The sequence below is a fragment of the Streptomyces sp. NPDC058308 genome, assembly GCF_042880275.1.
In the GTDB taxonomy this organism is placed as follows: Bacteria; Actinomycetota; Actinomycetes; order Streptomycetales; family Streptomycetaceae; genus Streptomyces.
Map to the genome: position 1 here is coordinate 377,118 of NZ_JBHVZA010000002.1, position 17,195 is coordinate 394,312.

Annotated in this window: 15 protein-coding genes; 9 read left to right on the forward strand and 6 right to left on the reverse strand. The window is 73.1% G+C overall.

Annotated elements, in window-relative coordinates:
- Positions 1 to 3: 3 nt before the first annotated feature.
- Together ACFVYL_RS04295 and rsmH are read right to left on the reverse strand one after the other, a co-directional pair.
- Positions 4 to 579, reverse strand: coding sequence for a hypothetical protein (locus ACFVYL_RS04295; RefSeq protein WP_389712775.1), 576 nt, complete (start codon positions 577 to 579; stop codon positions 4 to 6).
- A 92-nt stretch (positions 580 to 671) separates the two neighbouring features.
- The gene (gene rsmH / locus ACFVYL_RS04300) at positions 672 to 1,631 is read right to left on the reverse strand and encodes a 16S rRNA (cytosine(1402)-N(4))-methyltransferase RsmH (protein ID WP_389712776.1); all 960 of its coding nucleotides are present in this window, start codon (positions 1,629 to 1,631) and stop codon (positions 672 to 674) included.
- Between the two features lie 421 nt (positions 1,632 to 2,052).
- On the opposite strand from rsmH, the gene ACFVYL_RS04305 reads away from it, so the two are divergent.
- The 4 genes from ACFVYL_RS04305 (at position 2,053) to ACFVYL_RS04320 (ending at position 7,748) form a co-directional block, all read left to right on the forward strand.
- Positions 2,053 to 2,610, forward strand: a complete 558-nt coding sequence (locus ACFVYL_RS04305; RefSeq protein WP_389712777.1) for a beta-class carbonic anhydrase — start codon at positions 2,053 to 2,055, stop codon at positions 2,608 to 2,610.
- Positions 2,611 to 2,831: 221 nt separating this feature from the next.
- Entirely contained in the window at positions 2,832 to 3,854 is a 1,023-nt protein-coding gene (locus ACFVYL_RS04310; RefSeq protein ID WP_389712778.1) for an AAA family ATPase, read from the forward strand.
- On the forward strand, positions 3,854 to 5,221 hold the full coding sequence (locus ACFVYL_RS04315; RefSeq protein ID WP_389712779.1) for a DUF58 domain-containing protein: 1,368 nt from the start codon (positions 3,854 to 3,856) through the stop codon (positions 5,219 to 5,221). Before ACFVYL_RS04310 ends, ACFVYL_RS04315 begins: the two co-directional genes overlap by 1 nt.
- Before the next feature lie 91 nt (positions 5,222 to 5,312).
- Positions 5,313 to 7,748, forward strand: coding sequence for a DUF3488 and DUF4129 domain-containing transglutaminase family protein (locus ACFVYL_RS04320; RefSeq protein ID WP_389712780.1), 2,436 nt, complete (start codon positions 5,313 to 5,315; stop codon positions 7,746 to 7,748).
- A gap of 231 nt (positions 7,749 to 7,979) precedes the next feature.
- Here ACFVYL_RS04320 and ACFVYL_RS04325 read toward each other — a convergent pair whose 3' ends face one another.
- From ACFVYL_RS04325 to ACFVYL_RS04335, 3 genes are all read right to left on the reverse strand, one after another.
- On the reverse strand, positions 7,980 to 8,393 hold the full coding sequence (locus ACFVYL_RS04325) for a DUF3040 domain-containing protein (protein ID WP_389712781.1): 414 nt from the start codon (positions 8,391 to 8,393) through the stop codon (positions 7,980 to 7,982).
- A 273-nt stretch (positions 8,394 to 8,666) separates the two neighbouring features.
- On the reverse strand, positions 8,667 to 9,446 hold the full coding sequence (locus ACFVYL_RS04330) for a class I SAM-dependent methyltransferase (protein ID WP_389712782.1): 780 nt from the start codon (positions 9,444 to 9,446) through the stop codon (positions 8,667 to 8,669).
- A 98-nt stretch (positions 9,447 to 9,544) separates the two neighbouring features.
- A complete protein-coding gene (locus tag ACFVYL_RS04335; protein ID WP_389712783.1) occupies positions 9,545 to 10,093 on the reverse strand; it encodes an SAV_6107 family HEPN domain-containing protein in 549 nt (182 codons plus the stop codon).
- 158 nt (positions 10,094 to 10,251) lie between these two features.
- Between ACFVYL_RS04335 and ACFVYL_RS04340 the strand changes: the two genes are divergently transcribed.
- From ACFVYL_RS04340 to ACFVYL_RS04360, 5 genes are all read left to right on the forward strand, one after another.
- Positions 10,252 to 11,022: an ATP-binding cassette domain-containing protein gene (locus ACFVYL_RS04340; RefSeq protein WP_389712784.1), complete on the forward strand. Its 771-nt coding sequence runs from the start codon at positions 10,252 to 10,254 to the stop codon at positions 11,020 to 11,022.
- Complete coding sequence (locus ACFVYL_RS04345; protein ID WP_389712785.1) at positions 10,994 to 13,078, forward strand: YhgE/Pip family protein; 2,085 nt, start codon at positions 10,994 to 10,996, stop codon at positions 13,076 to 13,078. The genes ACFVYL_RS04340 and ACFVYL_RS04345 overlap by 29 nt, the downstream gene beginning before the upstream one ends.
- Positions 13,079 to 13,125: 47 nt before the next feature.
- Complete coding sequence (locus tag ACFVYL_RS04350; protein WP_389712786.1) at positions 13,126 to 13,746, forward strand: TetR/AcrR family transcriptional regulator; 621 nt, start codon at positions 13,126 to 13,128, stop codon at positions 13,744 to 13,746.
- A gap of 367 nt (positions 13,747 to 14,113) precedes the next feature.
- On the forward strand, positions 14,114 to 14,728 hold the full coding sequence (locus ACFVYL_RS04355; RefSeq protein WP_389712787.1) for a DUF4126 domain-containing protein: 615 nt from the start codon (positions 14,114 to 14,116) through the stop codon (positions 14,726 to 14,728).
- A 30-nt stretch (positions 14,729 to 14,758) separates the two neighbouring features.
- Positions 14,759 to 16,279, forward strand: coding sequence for a phytoene desaturase family protein (locus tag ACFVYL_RS04360; RefSeq protein WP_389712788.1), 1,521 nt, complete (start codon positions 14,759 to 14,761; stop codon positions 16,277 to 16,279).
- Between the two features lie 46 nt (positions 16,280 to 16,325).
- On the opposite strand, the gene ACFVYL_RS04365 is transcribed toward ACFVYL_RS04360, so the two are convergent.
- On the reverse strand, positions 16,326 to 17,195 hold the full coding sequence (locus tag ACFVYL_RS04365; protein WP_389712789.1) for a hypothetical protein: 870 nt from the start codon (positions 17,193 to 17,195) through the stop codon (positions 16,326 to 16,328).

Here is a 17,195-nt window from a genome sequence, read left to right on the forward strand (position 1 = left end):
GCGTCACCTGCCGGAGGTCGTCGTGGGGCCGGGGTACGTGGGCTGGGGCGCCGGGGGCGCCGGGGCGGGGGTGGCCCGGACGGGCGGCTGGGCCGTGGGGGCCGCCGCGTCCGGGGCCGGCGTTCCGGGCGGGGGCGTGGCAGGGACGGAGACGGTGGCGGCCGGGGAGGCCACCTCCTGCGGGCGGGGCGCGGGGTAACTCAGCGAGGAGGGCCGGGTCGCGGCGCCCGGCACGCCGCGCACGGCGCCGTCGGGGCCGAGGAAGGCCGGGTCGCCGCCGGGGACCATGCCGAGCTCCCTGGCCCGGCGCTGGAGCGCCTCGGGGGCGGCGTAGCCGTCCACCTCGCGCTGGAGCTCCTGCTCCTCCTCGGTGAGGTCCTTCGTCTCCTTCTTCAGCTCGCTCAGCCGGAACGAGCCTTCGTTGAGGGAGGAGTTCAGGATGAGCAGGGTGATCAGACCGCCGCCGAGGAGCAGCACGACGAGGAGGACGAAGGGGGTGCGCGCGGCCTGGCTCGGACCCTGTGGCAGCAGCCGCGCGAGGCGGGCGGCCCTCCCCCGCAGCTCGGGCTTCTTGGTCATGGAGCCTCCTCGCGGACTCTGATCAGCGGGTTCTGCTCAGCGGGCGATGCTCGGGGGCCGGGTGCGCGGGGACCGGGTGCGCGGGCGAGGCCTCACCCGACGTCCTCGCGGATGCGCTGTGCGCCCCGCAGCCGCGCCGGGGCCGCCCGGCGGTTCTCGGCGATCTCTTCCTCTGTGGGGAGTTCGGCACCGCGCGTCAGGAGCTTGAGCCGCGGCTGGTAGCGCTCGGGGACGACGGGCAGCCCGGGGGGCGCGGTCGTCGCTGCGCCGGCCGCGAGCACCTGCTTGACCAGCCGGTCCTCAAGGGACTGGTACGACAGGACGGCGATCCGCCCGCCGACGGCGAGCGCCCGCACAGCCGCGGGAACGGCCCGCTCCAGGACGCTCAGCTCGCCGTTGACCTCGATGCGCAGGGCCTGGAAGGTGCGCTTGGCGGGGTTGCCGCCGGTGCGCTTGGCGGCCTGCGGCAGGGAGTCGCGGATGAGCTCGACGAGCCGCGCGCTGTTGCTGAACGGCTCCTTCTCGCGCTCGCGCACGACGGCGCCGACGATGCGCTTGGCCTGCTTCTCCTCGCCGTACGCCCGCAGGATCCGCACCAGTTCGCCGGGCGCGTACGTGTTGAGGACCTCGGCCGCGCTGATGCCGGTCGTCTGGTCCATGCGCATGTCCAGGGGGGCGTCCTGGGCGTACGCGAACCCCCGGTCCGCCTCGTCCAGTTGCATGGAGGAGACGCCGAGGTCGAAGAGGACGCCCTGGACGCGCGGGATGCCGAGGCGGTCGAGCACGTCGGGGAGTTCGTCGTAGACCGCGTGCACCAGGGTGGCGCGGTCGCCGTAGGGGGCGAGGCGCTCGCCGGACAGGCGCAGCGCCTCCTTGTCGCGGTCCAGCGCGACGAGGCGGGCGGACGGGAAGGTGGCGAGGAGGGCCTCGCTGTGGCCGCCGAGGCCCAGGGTGCAGTCGACGACGACGGCGCCCGGCTCGGCGAGCGCGGGGGCCAGCATGTCCAGGCACCGCTGGAGCATCACCGGGACGTGTCGGCTGTTGTCGCTCAAGGGGCCCTCTCAGGTCCGGCGCGGCGTGCGTACGCACCGCCGGGTCCCCACCCGCTCCGTGAAGGGGAATGGACTGCTGGCGCCGGGGAAGTGGCGTCAGCCGACCGGGAGCGGGAGGAGGCCGAGCCGTACGTACGCGCCGCGCACGTGGGGAGATCCGGGGAATCTCCGGGATGTGCGGTCCAGCAGGGAGCAGGTCACGTCTCCCGCTTCGCGTCACTTTAGTCCACCGTGTCGCCCGGTCAATCAACCGGCCTGCGCGTCGCGGACCGGCCGCCGACGGTGGCCCGGATCCGCCGGAGTCACCCGTTCAGCCGCAGGCCAGGCACCCTTGTGGGGTAGCTCACAACAAGAGTCTTTGGTGTTCTTTGTCCCTTCTCACAGCGGGCCCGGACGATCAGGGGCCACTAACGTTTTGCCTATGTCGACTTCCGCAGCCTCCTCGGACCGCATTCCCGCCGAGCCCACCGGCGACATAGCCGTCGGTTCGGTCACCGACCGCCTCGTCGAGGCGAACCAGAGGTACGCCTCGACGTTCACCGACCCCGGCATGGACGCCCGCCCCGTTCAGCAGGTCGCCGTCGTGGCCTGTATGGACGCCCGTATCGACCTGCACCGCGCGCTCGGCCTGGAGCTGGGCGACTGCCACACCATCCGCAACGCGGGCGGCGTGGTCACCGACGACGTGATCCGCTCCCTGGCCATCAGCCAGCGGGCGCTCGGCACGCGCCGGGTCGTGCTGATCCATCACACCAACTGCGGCATGGAGACCCTCACCGAAGGCTTCCGGCACGACCTGGAGATGGAGGTCGGCCAGCGCCCGTCGTGGGCGGTGGAGTCCTTCGCCGACGTCGAGCAGGACGTGCGGCAGTCGATGGCGCGCGTGCGGACCTCGCCCTTCCTGCCGCACACCGACGACGTCCGCGGCTTCGTGTTCGACGTGACCTCCGGCCTGCTGCGGGAGATCGACCCTGCGTGACTGACAAAGCGTCGTAAGACCCGACAAATCGGCGCCAGTTATCCACAGGCGAGTGACACGACACGGTATGCCCAACAACAATGCGGGGGTGACATCACGCGGAGGCTTGTCCGCGTGATGTCGATGAATTCGGGGTGTACCGGGCTCGCGCGCGCGTGTCGGTCCGGAAATGGGGAATTCCCCGCTCCGCAGGAGCGTGGGGAAGGGCCGAGGAGGGCCGGGTGACGACCTATGACGATCGAGCGAGCCTCACAGATCTGACCACCACAGCGGAGCGTGTCCGCAGGTCGGTGGAGAGCGTGATCGAGGGCAAGCCAGAGGTCGTACGGCTTTCGCTGACCGTGCTCCTGGCGGAGGGGCATCTGCTCATCGAGGATGTGCCGGGCGTGGGCAAGACCATGCTCGCCAAGGCACTCGCGCGGTCCATCGACTGCTCCGTGCGACGGATCCAGTTCACGCCGGACCTGCTGCCTTCGGACATCACCGGTGTCTCGATCTTCGATCAGCAGCGCAGGGACTTCGAGTTCAAGCCGGGCGCGATCTTCGCGCAGATCGTGATCGGCGACGAGATCAACCGCGCGTCTCCGAAGACGCAGTCCGCGCTGCTCGAGTCCATGGAGGAGCGCCAGGTCACCATCGACGGGCAGACCTACGAACTGCCCAGCCCGTTCATGGTGGTGGCCACCCAGAACCCCGTCGAGATGGAGGGGACCTACCCGCTGCCCGAGGCCCAGCGCGACCGCTTCATGGCGCGGGTCTCGATCGGCTATCCGGGCCCCGAGGCCGAGCTGCAGATGCTCGACATCCACGGCGGCGTCTCCCCCCTGGACGACCTCCAGCCGGTGGCGCACGCCCACGAGATAGTCAAGCTCATCGACGCCGTGCGCACGGTCCACGTCGCCGATCCGGTCCGGCGGTACGCGGTGGACCTGGTCGGCGCCACCCGCAACCACCCCGACCTCAGACTCGGGGCCTCCCCCCGCGCGACCCTGCACCTGCTGCGCGCCGCCAAGGCCTCCGCCGCGCTCAGCGGCCGGGAGTACGCCCTGCCGGACGATGTGCAGGCCCTGGCGGTCACGGTCCTCGCGCACCGCCTGCTGCCCACGGCGCAGGCCCAGTTGAACCGTCGTACGGCCGAATCCGTCGTCCTGGAGATCCTGCAGCGCACCCCGGTGCCCGCCCCGACGCCACCCGGCGCCGGCCCCTACTTCAACCAGCAGCCGCCCGGCGCCCGGAGGCTTTGATGACGGCCGGGGGGCCGCCGGCGGGCCCCGCCGATGACGACAGGGGCGGCCTTCGCACGGCTCTCGCGGGCCTGACCACTCGCGGGCGCTCCTTCCTCGCGGCCGGCGTCGCCGCCGCCATCTGCGCCTATGTCCTGGGCCAGGGCGACCTGCTGCGCGTGGGGTTACTGCTCGCCGTGCTGCCCCTGGTGTGCGCCACCGTCCTGTTCCGCACCCGCTACCGCGTCGCGGGCAGCCGCAGGCTCTCTCCCGCGCGCGTGCCCGCCGGTTCGGAGGCCCGCGTCCACCTGCGGATGGACAACGTCTCGCGGCTGCCCACCGGCCTGCTGATGCTCCAGGACCGGGTGCCGTACGTGCTCGGGCCGCGTCCCCGGTTCGTGCTCGACCGGGTCGAGGCGGGCGGGCGGCGCGAGGTCTCCTACCGCGTCCGCTCCGACCTGCGCGGGCGCTATCCGCTGGGGCCCCTGCAGCTGCGCCTGACCGACCCGTTCGGGATGTGCGAGCTGACCCGCTCCTTCTCGACGTACGACACCCTGACCGTCATCCCGCGCGTGGAGGCGCTGCCCCCGGTGCGGCTCACGGGCGAGGCCAAGGGGTACGGCGACGGCCGCAACCGCTCGCTGGCGCTGGCCGGCGAGGACGACGTCATCCCGCGCGGGTACCGCCACGGCGACGACCTGCGCCGGGTGCACTGGCGCTCCACCGCCCGCTACGGCGAGCTGATGGTGCGCCGCGAGGAGCAGCCGCAGCGGCCCCGCTGCACGGTGCTCCTGGACACCCGGGGCGTCGGCTTCCGTGGCGCCGGGCCGGACTCGGCCTTCGAATGGGCGGTGTCGGGCACGGCGTCCGCCCTGGTGCACATGCTCGAACGGGGCTTCTCGGTGCGCCTGTTGACCGACACCGGCACCTCCTTGCCGGGTGAGGGCCCGGACGGCTTCGCGGGCGCCAGCCATGAGTCGGCTGACGCGGCCGGACTGATGATGGACACCCTCGCGGTGATCGACCACTCGGACGGCACCGACCTCTCCCGGGCGTACGACGTGCTGCGCGGCGGGAACGAAGGCCTTCTCGTCGCCTTCCTCGGCGACCTCGGCGATGAGCAGGCGACGGTGGTCGCCAAGATGCGCCAGCGCAGCGGCTCCGCGGTCGCCTTCGTCCTGGACGGCGACGCCTGGGCGCAGGCGCCCGGCGCCGGGCCCTCCGATGCCGGGGAGGCGCGCGTGCGGATGCTCCGCGAGGCGGGCTGGACGGCGCTCCCGGTGGCTCCGGGGGCGAGCCTGGAGGCGCTGTGGCGGCAGGCGGACCACGCCCGTACGAGCGCGGGCCCGGCGCCCGCCGCGGGCACGACGACCGGGGGATGGGCATGAGCGGGCGGCCCGCGCCGCGGGGACGTACGACGGGGGCGCGTACAGCGGTGGCACGCACGACAGAGGCACGCACGACAGCAGGGGGACGGTCATGAGCGGGCGCGCGCGCCTGGCGGTGTGCGCCACCGCGGCCACACTGATGGCGTCGGGCTCGCTGCTGCCGCTCGTCGACCCCGCGACGTGGTTCCTGCAGGCGGTGATCCTGCTCGTGATCCAGAGCGGGGCGGGCGCGCTGGCCCGGCGGGTGCCGCTGGCCAGGGCGCTCACGGTGGCGGTGCAGGCGCTGGTGACGCTGTTCCTGCTGACGCTGGTCTTCGCCCGCGAGCAGGCCCTCGCGGGGGTCCTGCCGGGGCCCGCGGTGTTCCGCGAGTTCGGCCTGCTCCTGGAGGCGGGCGGCGAGGACGTCAGCCGGTACATGATCCCGGCGCCGCTGAGCGACGGCATCCGGCTGATGCTGGTCGGCGGCGTTCTGATGGTCGGCCTCGTGGTGGACGCGCTTGCGGTCACGTTCCGCACGGCGGCCCCCGCCGGGCTTCCGCTGCTCGCCCTGTACTCGGTCGCGGCCGGGCTCTCCGAGGGCGGCGGCGCCGGCTGGCTCTGGTTCCTGCTGGCCGCCGCCGGCTACCTGCTGCTGCTCCTGGCCGAGGGCCGGGACCGGCTCTCGCAGTGGGGCCGGGTGTTCGGCGGCGCGGCACGCCCGCCCGGCCGGGTCTCCGGCGGCCTGGAGAGCGACGGCGGGGCGCTCGCCCCGGTCCGCACCGGACGGCGCATCGGCGCCCTCGCCCTGGGCATCGCCCTGGTGGTGCCCCTTGCGCTGCCCGCCCTGGACGGCGGCCTCCTGGCCGGCAACGGCGGCACGGGCGGCAACGGCTCCGGTGGCGGTGGCACGATCTCCGCGGTGAATCCGCTGGTCGCGCTCCAGGACAGCCTGAACCAGCCGGAGGACCGCGAGGTCCTGTCGTACCGCACGAACGCGGAGGGCACCGACGACCTGTATCTGCGGATCGTCTCGCTCGACCAGTTCGACGGCACGACGTGGAAGACCACCGTCCGCCGCATCGAGGACGTGCCGTCACCGCTGCCCGACCCCCGGGGGCTGCGCCCCGACGTCCGCAGGACCGAGATCCAGACCAACCTCTCGGCAGCCGAGAACTACGCCCAGAACTGGCTGCCCATGCCCTTCCCCGCCAGCCAGGTGAAGATCGGCGGCCGCTGGCGGTACGAGCCGGTGGGCCGCTCCCTGGTCGGCGACCGGGGCCAGACCACACGGGGCGCGCAGTACCAGGTCAAGAGCCTGGTCGTGGAGCCCACAGCCGAGCAGCTCGCGGCCGCGCCGCCTCCCGACGAGGACCTGCGGCGCGAGTTCACCAAGGTGCCGGGCTCGCTCCCCCGCCTGGTCGGCGACACGGCCCGCCAGGTCACCCGGGGCGCCGCGAACCCGTACGAGCAGGCGGTCAAGCTCCAGGACTACTTCGCCTCGGACGGCGGGTTCACGTACAACACCCAGGTCCGGGCGGGTAGCGGCCCCTCCGCGATCGAACGGTTCCTGAAGCAGAAGGAAGGCTTCTGCGTCCACTTCTCCTTCGCGATGGCCTCCATGGCGCGGACGCTGGGGATACCGGCCCGGGTCGCGGTGGGCTTCACGCCGGGCACCGCGCAGGCGAACGGCAGGATGTCGGTCGGGCTGCGGGACGCGCACGCCTGGCCCGAGCTGTACTTCGAGGGCGTGGGCTGGACCCGTTTCGAGCCGACGCCGAGCCGCGGCACGGTCCCCGAGTACACCCGCTCCGACGTCCCCTCCGGCGGCGCGAGCGACCCGGGCACCCCGGAGCCGTCCGCCTCCTCCGAGCCGTCCACGGCCCCCTCCGCCTCGGACACCTGTCCGCCCGACCAGAAGAAGCAGGGCGGCTGCCACAGCGCGGCTCCGCTGGTCGCGTCCGGTTCGGGCGGCGAAGGACCGCCCGTCGGGATGATCGTGGGCCTCTCCCTGGCGGCGCTGCTCGTCCTCGGGGCGCCCCTCCTCCCCCTGCTCTGGCGGACCCGGGCACGGCGGGTCCGGCTGGTCTTCGGCGGCCGCTCCGACGCCGACGCGGCGGCGCGGACGCTGGCCGTCTGGCTCGAGGTGACCGATACGGCCTGGGACCATGGGATTGCGCCGGACGAGTCACTGACCCCGCGGAACGCCGCGGCGCGGATCGTCCGCGCCGGGCAGCTGGCCGGCAGGCCCGCGGAGGCCGTCCACCGGGTGGCCGCCGCGGTGGAGCAGGTGCTCTATGCCCCGCGCCCGCAGCCCGTGACGGGGCTGCCTGAGGACGTGCGGCGGGTACGGGACGGGCTGAACGCATCGGCGGGCCGGGCCGCCCGGCTGCGGGCGTTGCTCGCGCCGCGTTCGGCCGCGCGGGTGGTGTGGGCGGTCTCGGACCGCTGGGCGGCGTTCGGGTTCGGCGCGCGCTGGCGCGAGCGGGGCGCGAAGCGGTGGGCGACGCTGGCGCGGAAGCTGCCGCGACGGGCCGGCCAGGAGAGCTGAGTTCCACCGGCGCTCCACCGGTTCCCGACCCGCCTTCAGGACCTGTCCCGAAGGAGCCGCGGGCCTTGGCCACCAGGGCCCGCGGACCCCGCGTGAGCGGTGGGCCTGGGCCGCCCCCCCCCTGTGCGGAGCTCATGCTCATGTGCGTACGCGTGAGGGGTGGCCGCCCGCTGGCAGCCACCCCTCACGGATGCATACGTATATTCAGTCAGGCGGCGTGAGCCGCTTCGCTCACTGACCGCCCTGCTGCTCGTCGCGGCGGCGCTGCCACCGCTGCTCGATGCGGTTCATGACGGAGCGCCGCTGCTTCGCCTGCCGACGGGCCGGAGTCCCACCTGGCCCGGCGGCCGCGCCCGTGGGTTGTTCGCCCGGCTTCGGCGCCTTGCGCCAACCGGTGACGGCGAGCACCGCGCACCCCAGCATGACGAGGAACCCCACCACGCTGATCCAGATCTGCTGAGCGACCATTCCGGACATGAGAAGGGCGATGCCCACCAGGAAGCCCGCGACCGCTTGGTAGACCCGCTTCCGGGTGTACGTACGCAGCCCGCTTCCCTCAAGCGCTGTCGCGAACTTGGGATCTTCGGCGTACAGCGCTCGCTCCATCTGCTCGAGCATGCGCTGCTCGTGCTCCGAGAGCGGCACGGAGTCCTCCTCATCGTGCAGTCGCCGGGGCGACCGGGGGTCCCCTTCAGGATAGGCAGGGAATCGCCCCCGTGAAACCCGCCCCTCTGCGCCAACTTCGCCAAACCGGACCCTCACGCCGCCCCGGCTCGCTGAAGCGTGCATTCCCCAGTGGCCGAACCGTCATGCAGAACGGTGTGCCTCGATCATACGGCGCCCGTAGCCCGTTCGGGGGCCTGTGGCGTACTCCATGTGCGGCTGCGCCCCTGATCAGAGGTCGGCCGCGGGAGCAACTCAGGCCCCGTCCGTGCCCCGCGCCTCCCCCAGCACATGCAGCTGGGTGGCGACGGAGTGGAAGGCGGGCAGTTCCGCGGCGGCGGCCTCCAGCCTCAGGAGGGCCTCGAGGGCGCCCGGCTCGGTGTCCACGAGGACGCCGGGGACCAGGTCGGCGAAGACCCGGACGCCGTGCACCGCGTCGACGCGCACGCCCGCGGCCTCGACCAGCTCGGTGAGCTGCTCGGCGGTGAAGCGGCGCGGCACGGGGTCGCCCTCGCCCCAGCGGCCCGCCGGGTCGGTGAGCGCGGTCTGCGCCTCCTTGAAGTGCCCGGCGAGGGCCCGCGCGAGCACCGCGCCGCCGAGTCCGGCACCGAGCAGGCTGAGCACGCCGGAGGGACGCAGGGCGTCGACGGCGAGGCGCACGCCCTCGGCGGGGTCGTCGACATACTCCAGGACGCCGTGGCACAGGACCGCGTCGAAGCCGCCGCGCCCGACGACGTCGAAGAGGCCGAGCACGTCGCCCTGGACGCCGCGCACCCGCTCGGCGACGCCGGCCTCGGCGGCCCGCCGCTCCAGCGCGAACAGGGCGTTCGGGCTGGGGTCGACGACGGTGACGCGGTGGCCGAGGCGGGCGACGGGTACCGCGAAGTTGCCGCTGCCGCCTCCGGTGTCGAGCACATCGAGTTCGGTACGTGACTCCCGGCCGGTGACCTTGACGCGGCGGTCGAGGGCGTCTTTCAGGACGTCCCAGACCACGGCGGTACGGAGAGAAGCGCGGGGGCGCATCGGGTCCGACACGGCAGTTGACTCCTCGGCGCGTGGGGTTGCGATCACCTCCACCCTATTGCCTGCCGCACCGTGCCCCGGCCACCCGTCCCGCCCCGCCCAGCCACCGGTCAGCCCGCGTCCGGCGGCTCCCGGCCCGCGTCCTGGGACTCCTGCCGGGGCTGGGGCAGCACGGGCTGGAGCACCAGCATCCGCTCGACGATGCGCAGGAACATCGCCGCGTCACGGAGCAGGTCGTCGGCGTCGCGGGTGGTGGCGGCGTCCCTCAGGCCCGCCTCTGCGCGGGCCCGGCGGGCGGCGCCGGAGGCGAACAGGGCGCTCCACTCGGTCAGTTCGGGGGCTATCTCGGGGAGGACTTCCCAGGCGCTGCGGATGCGCTGCCTGCGGCGCGGTGTCGTCTCGGGGCGCCCGCGCGCGGCGAGGACTGCGGCGGCGGTGCGCAGGGCGGCGAGGTGGGCGGTGGCATAGCGCTCGTTGGCCGGGGCCAGGCGGGTCGCCTCGTCGATTCCGGCGCGGGCCTGGGCGAGCAGTTCGAGGGCGGCCGGCGGGGCCGTGGCGCGGCGCAGGACGGGGTGGACATCGCTCGCCGGGCCGGTCAGCGCGGCAGCAGGGGCGACGGCGCGGTGCCGACGTGCGGCTGCTGCGGAAGTGCTGGCCATGACGAACCTCCTGTCGTCGTGTGACGGCGCAGTGGCCGTATGTGCCCATCGTGGAGTACGCCACTGACAATCGGCCCTGACCTGGCCCTTTGCCTGGATCGCAGGTTCGGGCTTACTTTTGTACTGACCAGTCAGTTCAAAAGAGGGGCAGGGGAACTGTGGACGGTCCGACCGACGGCGCGCGCGGAGCCGCCGTCACCGCCGAGGGCTTCGGTCTCAAGGGACCGCGGGGCTGGGCGTTCCGCGGCATCGGGATCGAGGCGGAGCCCGGGTCGCTGGTCGCGCTGGAGGGCCCGTCGGGATCGGGGCGCACCTGTCTGTTGCTCGCTCTCACCGGACGTATGCGTGCCACCGAGGGCCACGCGGCCGTGGGCCGCCACCCGCTGCCCAGGCAACTGGCCGCGGTGCGCCGGATCAGCGGGCTCGGCCCGGTGCCCGGGGTGACCGATCTCGACCCCGCCCTGACCGTGGCCGAGCACCTGCGCGAACGGGCGCTCCTGGAGCGGCGGTTCGGCGGCTCGCTGCGCGGGCTCCTGAGGCCGCGCAGCGAGCGCAGGAACGAGCTGCGGCTGCGGGTCGACGCCGCGCTCATGGCCACCGGGCTCGACCTGGAGACCCTGCCCAAGGGGCGCAGGACCGCCGTGCGCGACCTGGACCGGCTGGAGGTCCTGCGGTTCTCCGTGGCCCTGGCCCTGATCGGCGGGCCCCGCGTGCTGGGGGTCGACGACACCGACCTGAAGCTCTCGGACGCCGAACGGGCCGAGGCCTGGGCGATGCTGACGTCCCTCACGGAGCGCGGGACGACCGTGCTCGCGGTGTGCAGCGAGGCGCCCGAGGGCGCGGTCGTGGTCCGCACCGGCACGACCGTGACCCCCGCTGACGACGACAAGGAGACGGCGGATGCGCTCGCCGAAGCTCGCCGCGCTTGAGCTCAGGCGCTTCGGCAGGGGGAAGCTGCCACGCGCCGCACTCGTCGCGCTCCTGCTGCTGCCCCTGCTCTACGGCGCCCTGTACCTGTGGTCCTTCTGGGACCCGTACGGCCATCTCGATCGCATCCCCGTGGCCCTCGTCAACGACGACAAGGGAGCCACCGCGCAGGGCAAGAAGCTCGCGGCGGGCGACAACATCGTCGAAGGGCTGCGGGACAGCAAGACCTTCGAGTGGCACGAGGTGAGCGACGCCGAGGCGCGCAAGGGCGTGGAGGACGGGACGTACTACCTGTCGCTGACGATGCCCACGGACTTCAGCAAGCGCATCGCGTCGAGTGCGGGGTCCTCTCCCCAGACGGGCGCCCTGCGGGTCAAGACGAACGACGCCAACAACTACATCGTCGGGCAGATCTCCCGGACGGTCTTCTCCGAGGTGCGCTCCGCCGCGTCGACGAAGGCGTCGCGCTCGTTCCTCGACAAGATCTTCATCTCGTTCTCCGACATCCACGGAGCGACGCAGAAGGCCGCCGACGGCGCCGACAAGCTGGACAGCGGCATCGGCAAGGCGAAGAAGGGCTCCAAGGACCTCGCGGACGGGCTCAAGGACGCCAAGAACGGCAGCGGCGACCTGGCCGACGGCGTCACGAAGCTGCACACCGGCGCGGGCAGGCTCGCGGACGGCTCGAAGAAGGTCGCGGACGGCACCCAGAAGCTGGCCGACAAGGTCAACGGCACCGCGGACCAGGTGCGGCCCTTCCTCAAGGACAACGGCAAGAGCATCGGCGACACGGCCCAGCTCGTCGCCGACTCCTCCAAGGCGCTCCGCCACCACCTGGACACCTGGGTCAAGCTCGCGCCGGGAGCGGCCAGGGGCGCCGAGGACGGTTCCCGGGCGATCAGCGACTTCTACGCCAAGCGCTGCGAGAAGGCCCCGGTGCCCGACCCCTTCTGCCCCCAGATCAAGGACGCCAGGAAGGCGGCGGCGAACGTGTCGGCCATCGCGGACGACATGAACACCGTGATCAAGGACCAGAAGGGGGGCGTCAAGGAGCTCGACCGGCACCTGGCCGCCCTGCAGAAGAAGTCGCAGGCGCTCGCCGACCGCGCTCCGCACCTCGACGAGGACCTGGAGACGGCCGTCACCCAGATCAACGACCTCAACAAGGGCGCGGGCAAGGTCGCCAAGGGCGCCACGAAGCTGAACACCGGCCTCGGCACCGCCGAGACGGGCGCCACGGACCTCGACACCGGCATCGGCAAGCTGGAGACGGGCGCGGGCGACCTCAAGGGCGGCATGTTCAAGCTGGCCGACGGCTCCGCGAAGCTGTCCGGCGGACTGCACGACGGCGTCAAGAAGATCCCGGACTACGACAAGAAGGACCGCGACGAGCGCACTGGCGTCATGGCCGACCCCGTGCAGCTCGCCTCCCAGTCCCTGCACAAGGCGCCCAACTACGGCACGGGCTTCGCGCCGTACTTCATCCCGCTCTCCCTGTGGGTCGGCGCGATGGTGGCGTACATGCTGATCCAGCCGCTCAACCGGCGCGCGCTCGCCGCGGGCGCCTCCGCCTGGCGCATCACGCTCGCCGGCTGGCTCCCGGTGGCCGCCCTTGGCGTGCTCCAGACCGCGGCCCTGCTGTCGGTCCTGCACTGGGGGCTCGGCCTGCAGATGACCAGAGCGGCCGGGACGGTGGGCTTCCTCTGCCTGGTGACGGCAAGTTTCGCGGCGATCGTGCAGTGGCTGAACGCCCGCTTCGGAGCGGCCGGGCGGATCCTCGTCCTCGCCGCGCTGATGCTGCAGCTGACGTCGGCGGGCGGTACCTACCCCGTCCAGACCAGTCCCGGCTTCTTCAGCGCGATCCATCCCTTCCTGCCGATGAGCTACGTCGTCGAGGCGCTCCGGAGGCTGATCACGGGCGGTGGCCTCGGCCCCGTCTGGCAGGGCTGCGCGGTCCTGACGGCCTTCACCCTGGGAGCCCTCGCGCTCACCGCGCTCACCGCGCACCGCAAGCAGGTGTGGACCCTGGACCGGCTGCACCCGGAGCTGACGCTGTGAGGACGGCCGGGCCGGGACGGGCGGCGGAACCTGTGAGAATCAGGACCATGGACAGCAGTGCAGGCAGCACCCGCCGTGAGGCCACTCGGCAGAAGCTCTACGAGGCCGCGGTCACCCTCATCGCGGAACAGGGGTTCTCGGCCACGACGGTCGACGAGATCGCGGAGCGGGCCGGGGTCGCGAAGGGCACCGTCTACTACAACTTCGCGAGCAAATCAGTCCTCTTCGAAGAGCTGCTGCGGCACGGCGTCGGCCTGCTCACCGCCTCCCTGAAGGCGGCCGCCGACGAGGTGGACGGCGAGGGCGGCAGCAAGGTCGACGCCCTCGACGCGATGATCAGGGCCGGTCTGGTCTTCATCAACCGCTATCCGGCCTTCACCCAGCTGTACGTCGCCGAGCTGTGGCGGACCAACCGGGCCTGGCAGTCCACGCTGCTCGTGGTCAGGCAACAGGCCGTCGCGGTGGTCGAGGACGTGCTGCGGGCCGGGGTCGGCAACGGCGAGCTCAGCGAGGAGATCGACATCCCACTGACGGCCGCCGCGCTCGTCGGCATGGTCCTTGTGGCCGCGCTGGACTGGCAGGCCTTCCAGCCGGAGCGCTCGCTCGACGACGTGCACGCGGCGCTGTCGCGGCTGTTGCAGGGCCGGGTGAGCGGCACGCGCGCGTAGCCACCGCCGATCGCACACATGAAGGACGCCGGTCCGGTGCCCCCCCTGTCCCCGGGCGGCACCGGACCGGCGCTTTTCTCGTGTCCCCCCGTAACCCCCGTTCGACCCCCGTGTGGTCGTCCCCCCGAGTCACCCCCGTACCTCGCTCCCGCCGGGTGGCGGGAGGAGCGGTCGAGGGCGCGGCGCCGTTCCGCCGCCCCGTGTCGGCGGTACCGGCCCCGCGCCCTTCTCCGTGCCCCACACTCTTCCGTCTTCGCAGGTGGAGGCCCATCCGTGCGCGTACTCATCTCACTCACTAGGTACGGATACTCAGGCGCGCGTGCTCAACCCCGGGCCCGGCCGTCCCGGACTGGTTACGATCACGTCCGTGTCCGTACTCCCCCTGGTGTTCACCAGCGGCTGGGCGAGCGGGATCAACGCGTACGCCGTTGTCCTGCTGCTCGGCATCTTCGGGGCGACCGGCGTCAGTGACGAGGTCCCCGAGGCGCTCCAGCGGCCCGACGTCCTGATCGCGGCCGGTGTGCTCTTCGTGTGCGAGGCCGTCGCCGACAAGATCCCCTACGTCGACTCGGTCTGGGACACGGTGCACACCGTGATCCGTCCGGTGTCCGGCGCCGTGGTGGGGGCGCTCCTCGCCGGGCAGAGCGGGTCCCTCCCGGATCTGGCCGCGGGCGCGGTGGGCGGGTCGACCGCGCTGGCCAGCCATGCGGTGAAGGCCGGGACGCGGATGGCGGTCAACACCTCGCCGGAGCCGTTCAGCAACATCGTGATGAGCACCGCCGAGGACCTCGGAGTCGGGGGCATCATCAGCTTCGCGATGTTCTATCCGGAGGCCGCCGCGATCATCGCCGCCGTGCTCCTGCTGCTCGGCCTGTTCCTGTTGTTCTTCCTCGTCTCGCGCATCCGGCGGTTCCTGCGGCGCAGGGCGCAGCGGCGCGAGGAGAAGCGGCTGGCGGGGCGTACGGGGACTCCACCGCCGTGACTGTCAGTGGCTGCCGATAAAGTCCCTGGCATGGCACGGATTGTGGTGATCGGCGCCGGCATGGGCGCGATGACGGCGGCCGCCCGGCTGGCCGTGGCGGGCCACCGGGTGGTGGTGTACGAACGCGGTGAGACCTACGGCGGCGCCCTCGGCAGCTTCGAGCGGGACGGCTTCGTCTTCGACACCGGACCGACGCTGCTCCAGCTCCCCGCGGTCTACCGCGACCTGTTCATCAAGACGGGCAAGGAGCCCCTGGAGAAGTGCGTCGAGCTCTCCCAGGTGGAGCCCGCCGTGCGCCATGTCTTCGCGGACGGCACCGCGGCCGACCTGCCGAACGCCTCCCGCGCGGGCGTGGGCGAAGCGCTGGACGCGGCCCTCGGCGACGGCGCGGGCGCGCGCTGGGCGGCGTTCATGAACCGCGCCAGGGAGGCCTGGGACCGCACCCGCCGCCCCCTCCTTGAAGAGCCCCTGTGGCCGAACTGGGAGGTGCTCGCCGCGCGTGAGCCGTATCCCTCGGTGCCCCGGAAGCGCCTGCTGCGCAAGGAGCGCCGCGCGGCCACCCTCGCCGAGGTCGGCGAGCTCGAACTGGGCGGCGACCCGCGTCTGGTCGCGCTCCTGGAGCAGTTCGCGCTCGCGCACGGCCTGGATCCCCGCACGGCCCCCGCGAGCGCGGCCGTCCTGCCGTATCTGGAGCAGACGTTCGGGGTCTGGTCGGCGCGGGGCGGTCTGCGGGCCCTGGCCCGGGCGGTGTACGAGCGGTGTCGCGCGCGGCGGGTCGAGTTCGTGTTCGGCGCGGCGGTGACGCGGATCGTCGAGAAGGACGGCCGGGCCGCGGGCGTGGAGCTCGCGGACGGCACCACCGCGGACGCGGACTTCGTCGTCGCCGGCGTCGCGCCCGCCGCCCTGGACGGCCTGCTCCCCGGTGTGGGCATACGTGCGCCGGGAGATCCCAAGAGCCCCGCCATGCCCAGCCGGCTGACCGTCCTGCTCGCGCTGCGCGGGCCCCGCCCCGCCAACGCCCCGCACCGGACGGTGGTGCACGCGGCGGACCGCGCGCAGGAGCTGGACGGGCTGTTCGGTGGCGCTTTCGCCCTGGCGGCGCAGCCCACGGTCACGGTGACGCGGCCGGACGACCCGGCGGCGGTGCCGGACAGGGAGCATGAGGCGGTCACGCTGACCGTCACGGTGCCCGCGTGCCGCGACGCGTCCGACCGGACCGCCCGCGAGGGGTTCGACGCCTGCGCCGAGCGCGTGATCGACCGTGCCGGGCGGGCCGTCCCCGACCTGCGCGAGCGCCTCCTGTGGCACGAGGTCCGCACCCCGGCCGACATCGCGGAGGCCACCGGCGCCGAGGGCGGCGCGGTCCCGGCACCGGCGCTCGCCGCGGCCGGCGGCACACTCCTGCACCCGGCCAACAGCACCGGCCTGCCGGGGCTCTTCGCGGTCGGCGGCTGGTCGCATCCCGGCGGGGGCCTGCCCCACGCGGGCATGTCGGGCACGCTGGCCGCGGGCCTGATCGTGGAGGGCCCGGAGTTCCGCGGCTCTCAGTGAGGGCCGCGGTGGACCGCGCCGCGGTTCAGTACCGGCACTGCTGCTCTCAGTACCGGTACTGCTGCTCGTTGTAGCCCGAGCCGTCGTGCCCCCCGGCGTTCCCGTCCTGGGGGTACGGGTAGGGCTGCTCCTGCGGGAGTTCACCGCCGTAGGGCTCGTCGGTGGTGCGCTGCTGCGGCACCCAGACTCCGCCGGGCGGGGTGTCGTTGTACGCCTCGCCGAGGCCGCCGTTGTAGGTGTCGCCGCCGTACGGGGCGTACTGCTGCTGGTCGCCGTAGCTCTCGTAGCTCTGCGTGCCGTAGGTCTGCGTGCCGATGTACGGGTCGGAGTAGGCGGCGTACTGCTGCTGACCCGTCTCGTCGTACCCGTAGCTCTGCTGGTCGTAGCCGGTGAAGGCCGCGGCGTCGTAGCCGTAGGTGTCGCCGCCCGGCTGGGCCTCGCCCGGGGTCGGCGGGGTGTACTCCGAGTCGCTGTACACGCCGTACTGACCGGTGTCGTCGGGCATCGGCTCGGGCGCGTGGACCCCGCCGTCACCGAGGACCTCGGGGCCGTGCTCGGGCGGCGCCGGGACCTGCTCGTACTCCAGGTCGGAGACCTGCAGCGTCGGCTCCGGCGCGGCGGCACCGCGCGAGGGCTTCCTGCGGCGCCTGCTCAGGCCCGGCCGCCCGCCGAGCGCCCAGCCGGTGGAGAAGCCGCGGCGGAACGACAGCGTTACGTACGTCTGGCCCGTGGCGAAGGCGATGGCGCCGATCCCGATGATCCACACCGAGGGGATCACCACACCGATGACGACCCCGAGGAAGCCCACGAAGGCCAGCAGGCGCCAGCGCAGCCTCGCCTTGTACTGCAGCAGCACTTCGCCCAGCAGCCACAGCGCGACGAATCCGAACGCGATGTAGAGGACCGTCCAGCCCAT

Excerpts from the sequence above, each read along its gene's own strand:
- ACFVYL_RS04350 (WP_389712786.1), top strand. The coding sequence starts at position 13,126 with ATGGACAGCAGTGCAGGCAGCACCCGCCGTGAGGCCACTCGGCAGAAG.
- ACFVYL_RS04320 (WP_389712780.1), top strand. The coding sequence starts at position 5,313 with ATGAGCGGGCGCGCGCGCCTGGCGGTGTGCGCCACCGCGGCCACACTG.
- ACFVYL_RS04295 (WP_389712775.1), bottom strand. The coding sequence starts at position 579 with ATGACCAAGAAGCCCGAGCTGCGGGGGAGGGCCGCCCGCCTCGCGCGG.
- ACFVYL_RS04360 (WP_389712788.1), top strand. The coding sequence starts at position 14,759 with ATGGCACGGATTGTGGTGATCGGCGCCGGCATGGGCGCGATGACGGCG.
- ACFVYL_RS04315 (WP_389712779.1), top strand. The coding sequence starts at position 3,854 with ATGACGGCCGGGGGGCCGCCGGCGGGCCCCGCCGATGACGACAGGGGC.
- ACFVYL_RS04335 (WP_389712783.1), bottom strand. The coding sequence starts at position 10,093 with ATGGCCAGCACTTCCGCAGCAGCCGCACGTCGGCACCGCGCCGTCGCC.
- ACFVYL_RS04365 (WP_389712789.1), bottom strand. The coding sequence starts at position 17,195 with ATGGGCTGGACGGTCCTCTACATCGCGTTCGGATTCGTCGCGCTGTGG.
- ACFVYL_RS04305 (WP_389712777.1), top strand. The coding sequence starts at position 2,053 with ATGTCGACTTCCGCAGCCTCCTCGGACCGCATTCCCGCCGAGCCCACC.
- ACFVYL_RS04345 (WP_389712785.1), top strand. The coding sequence starts at position 10,994 with ATGCGCTCGCCGAAGCTCGCCGCGCTTGAGCTCAGGCGCTTCGGCAGG.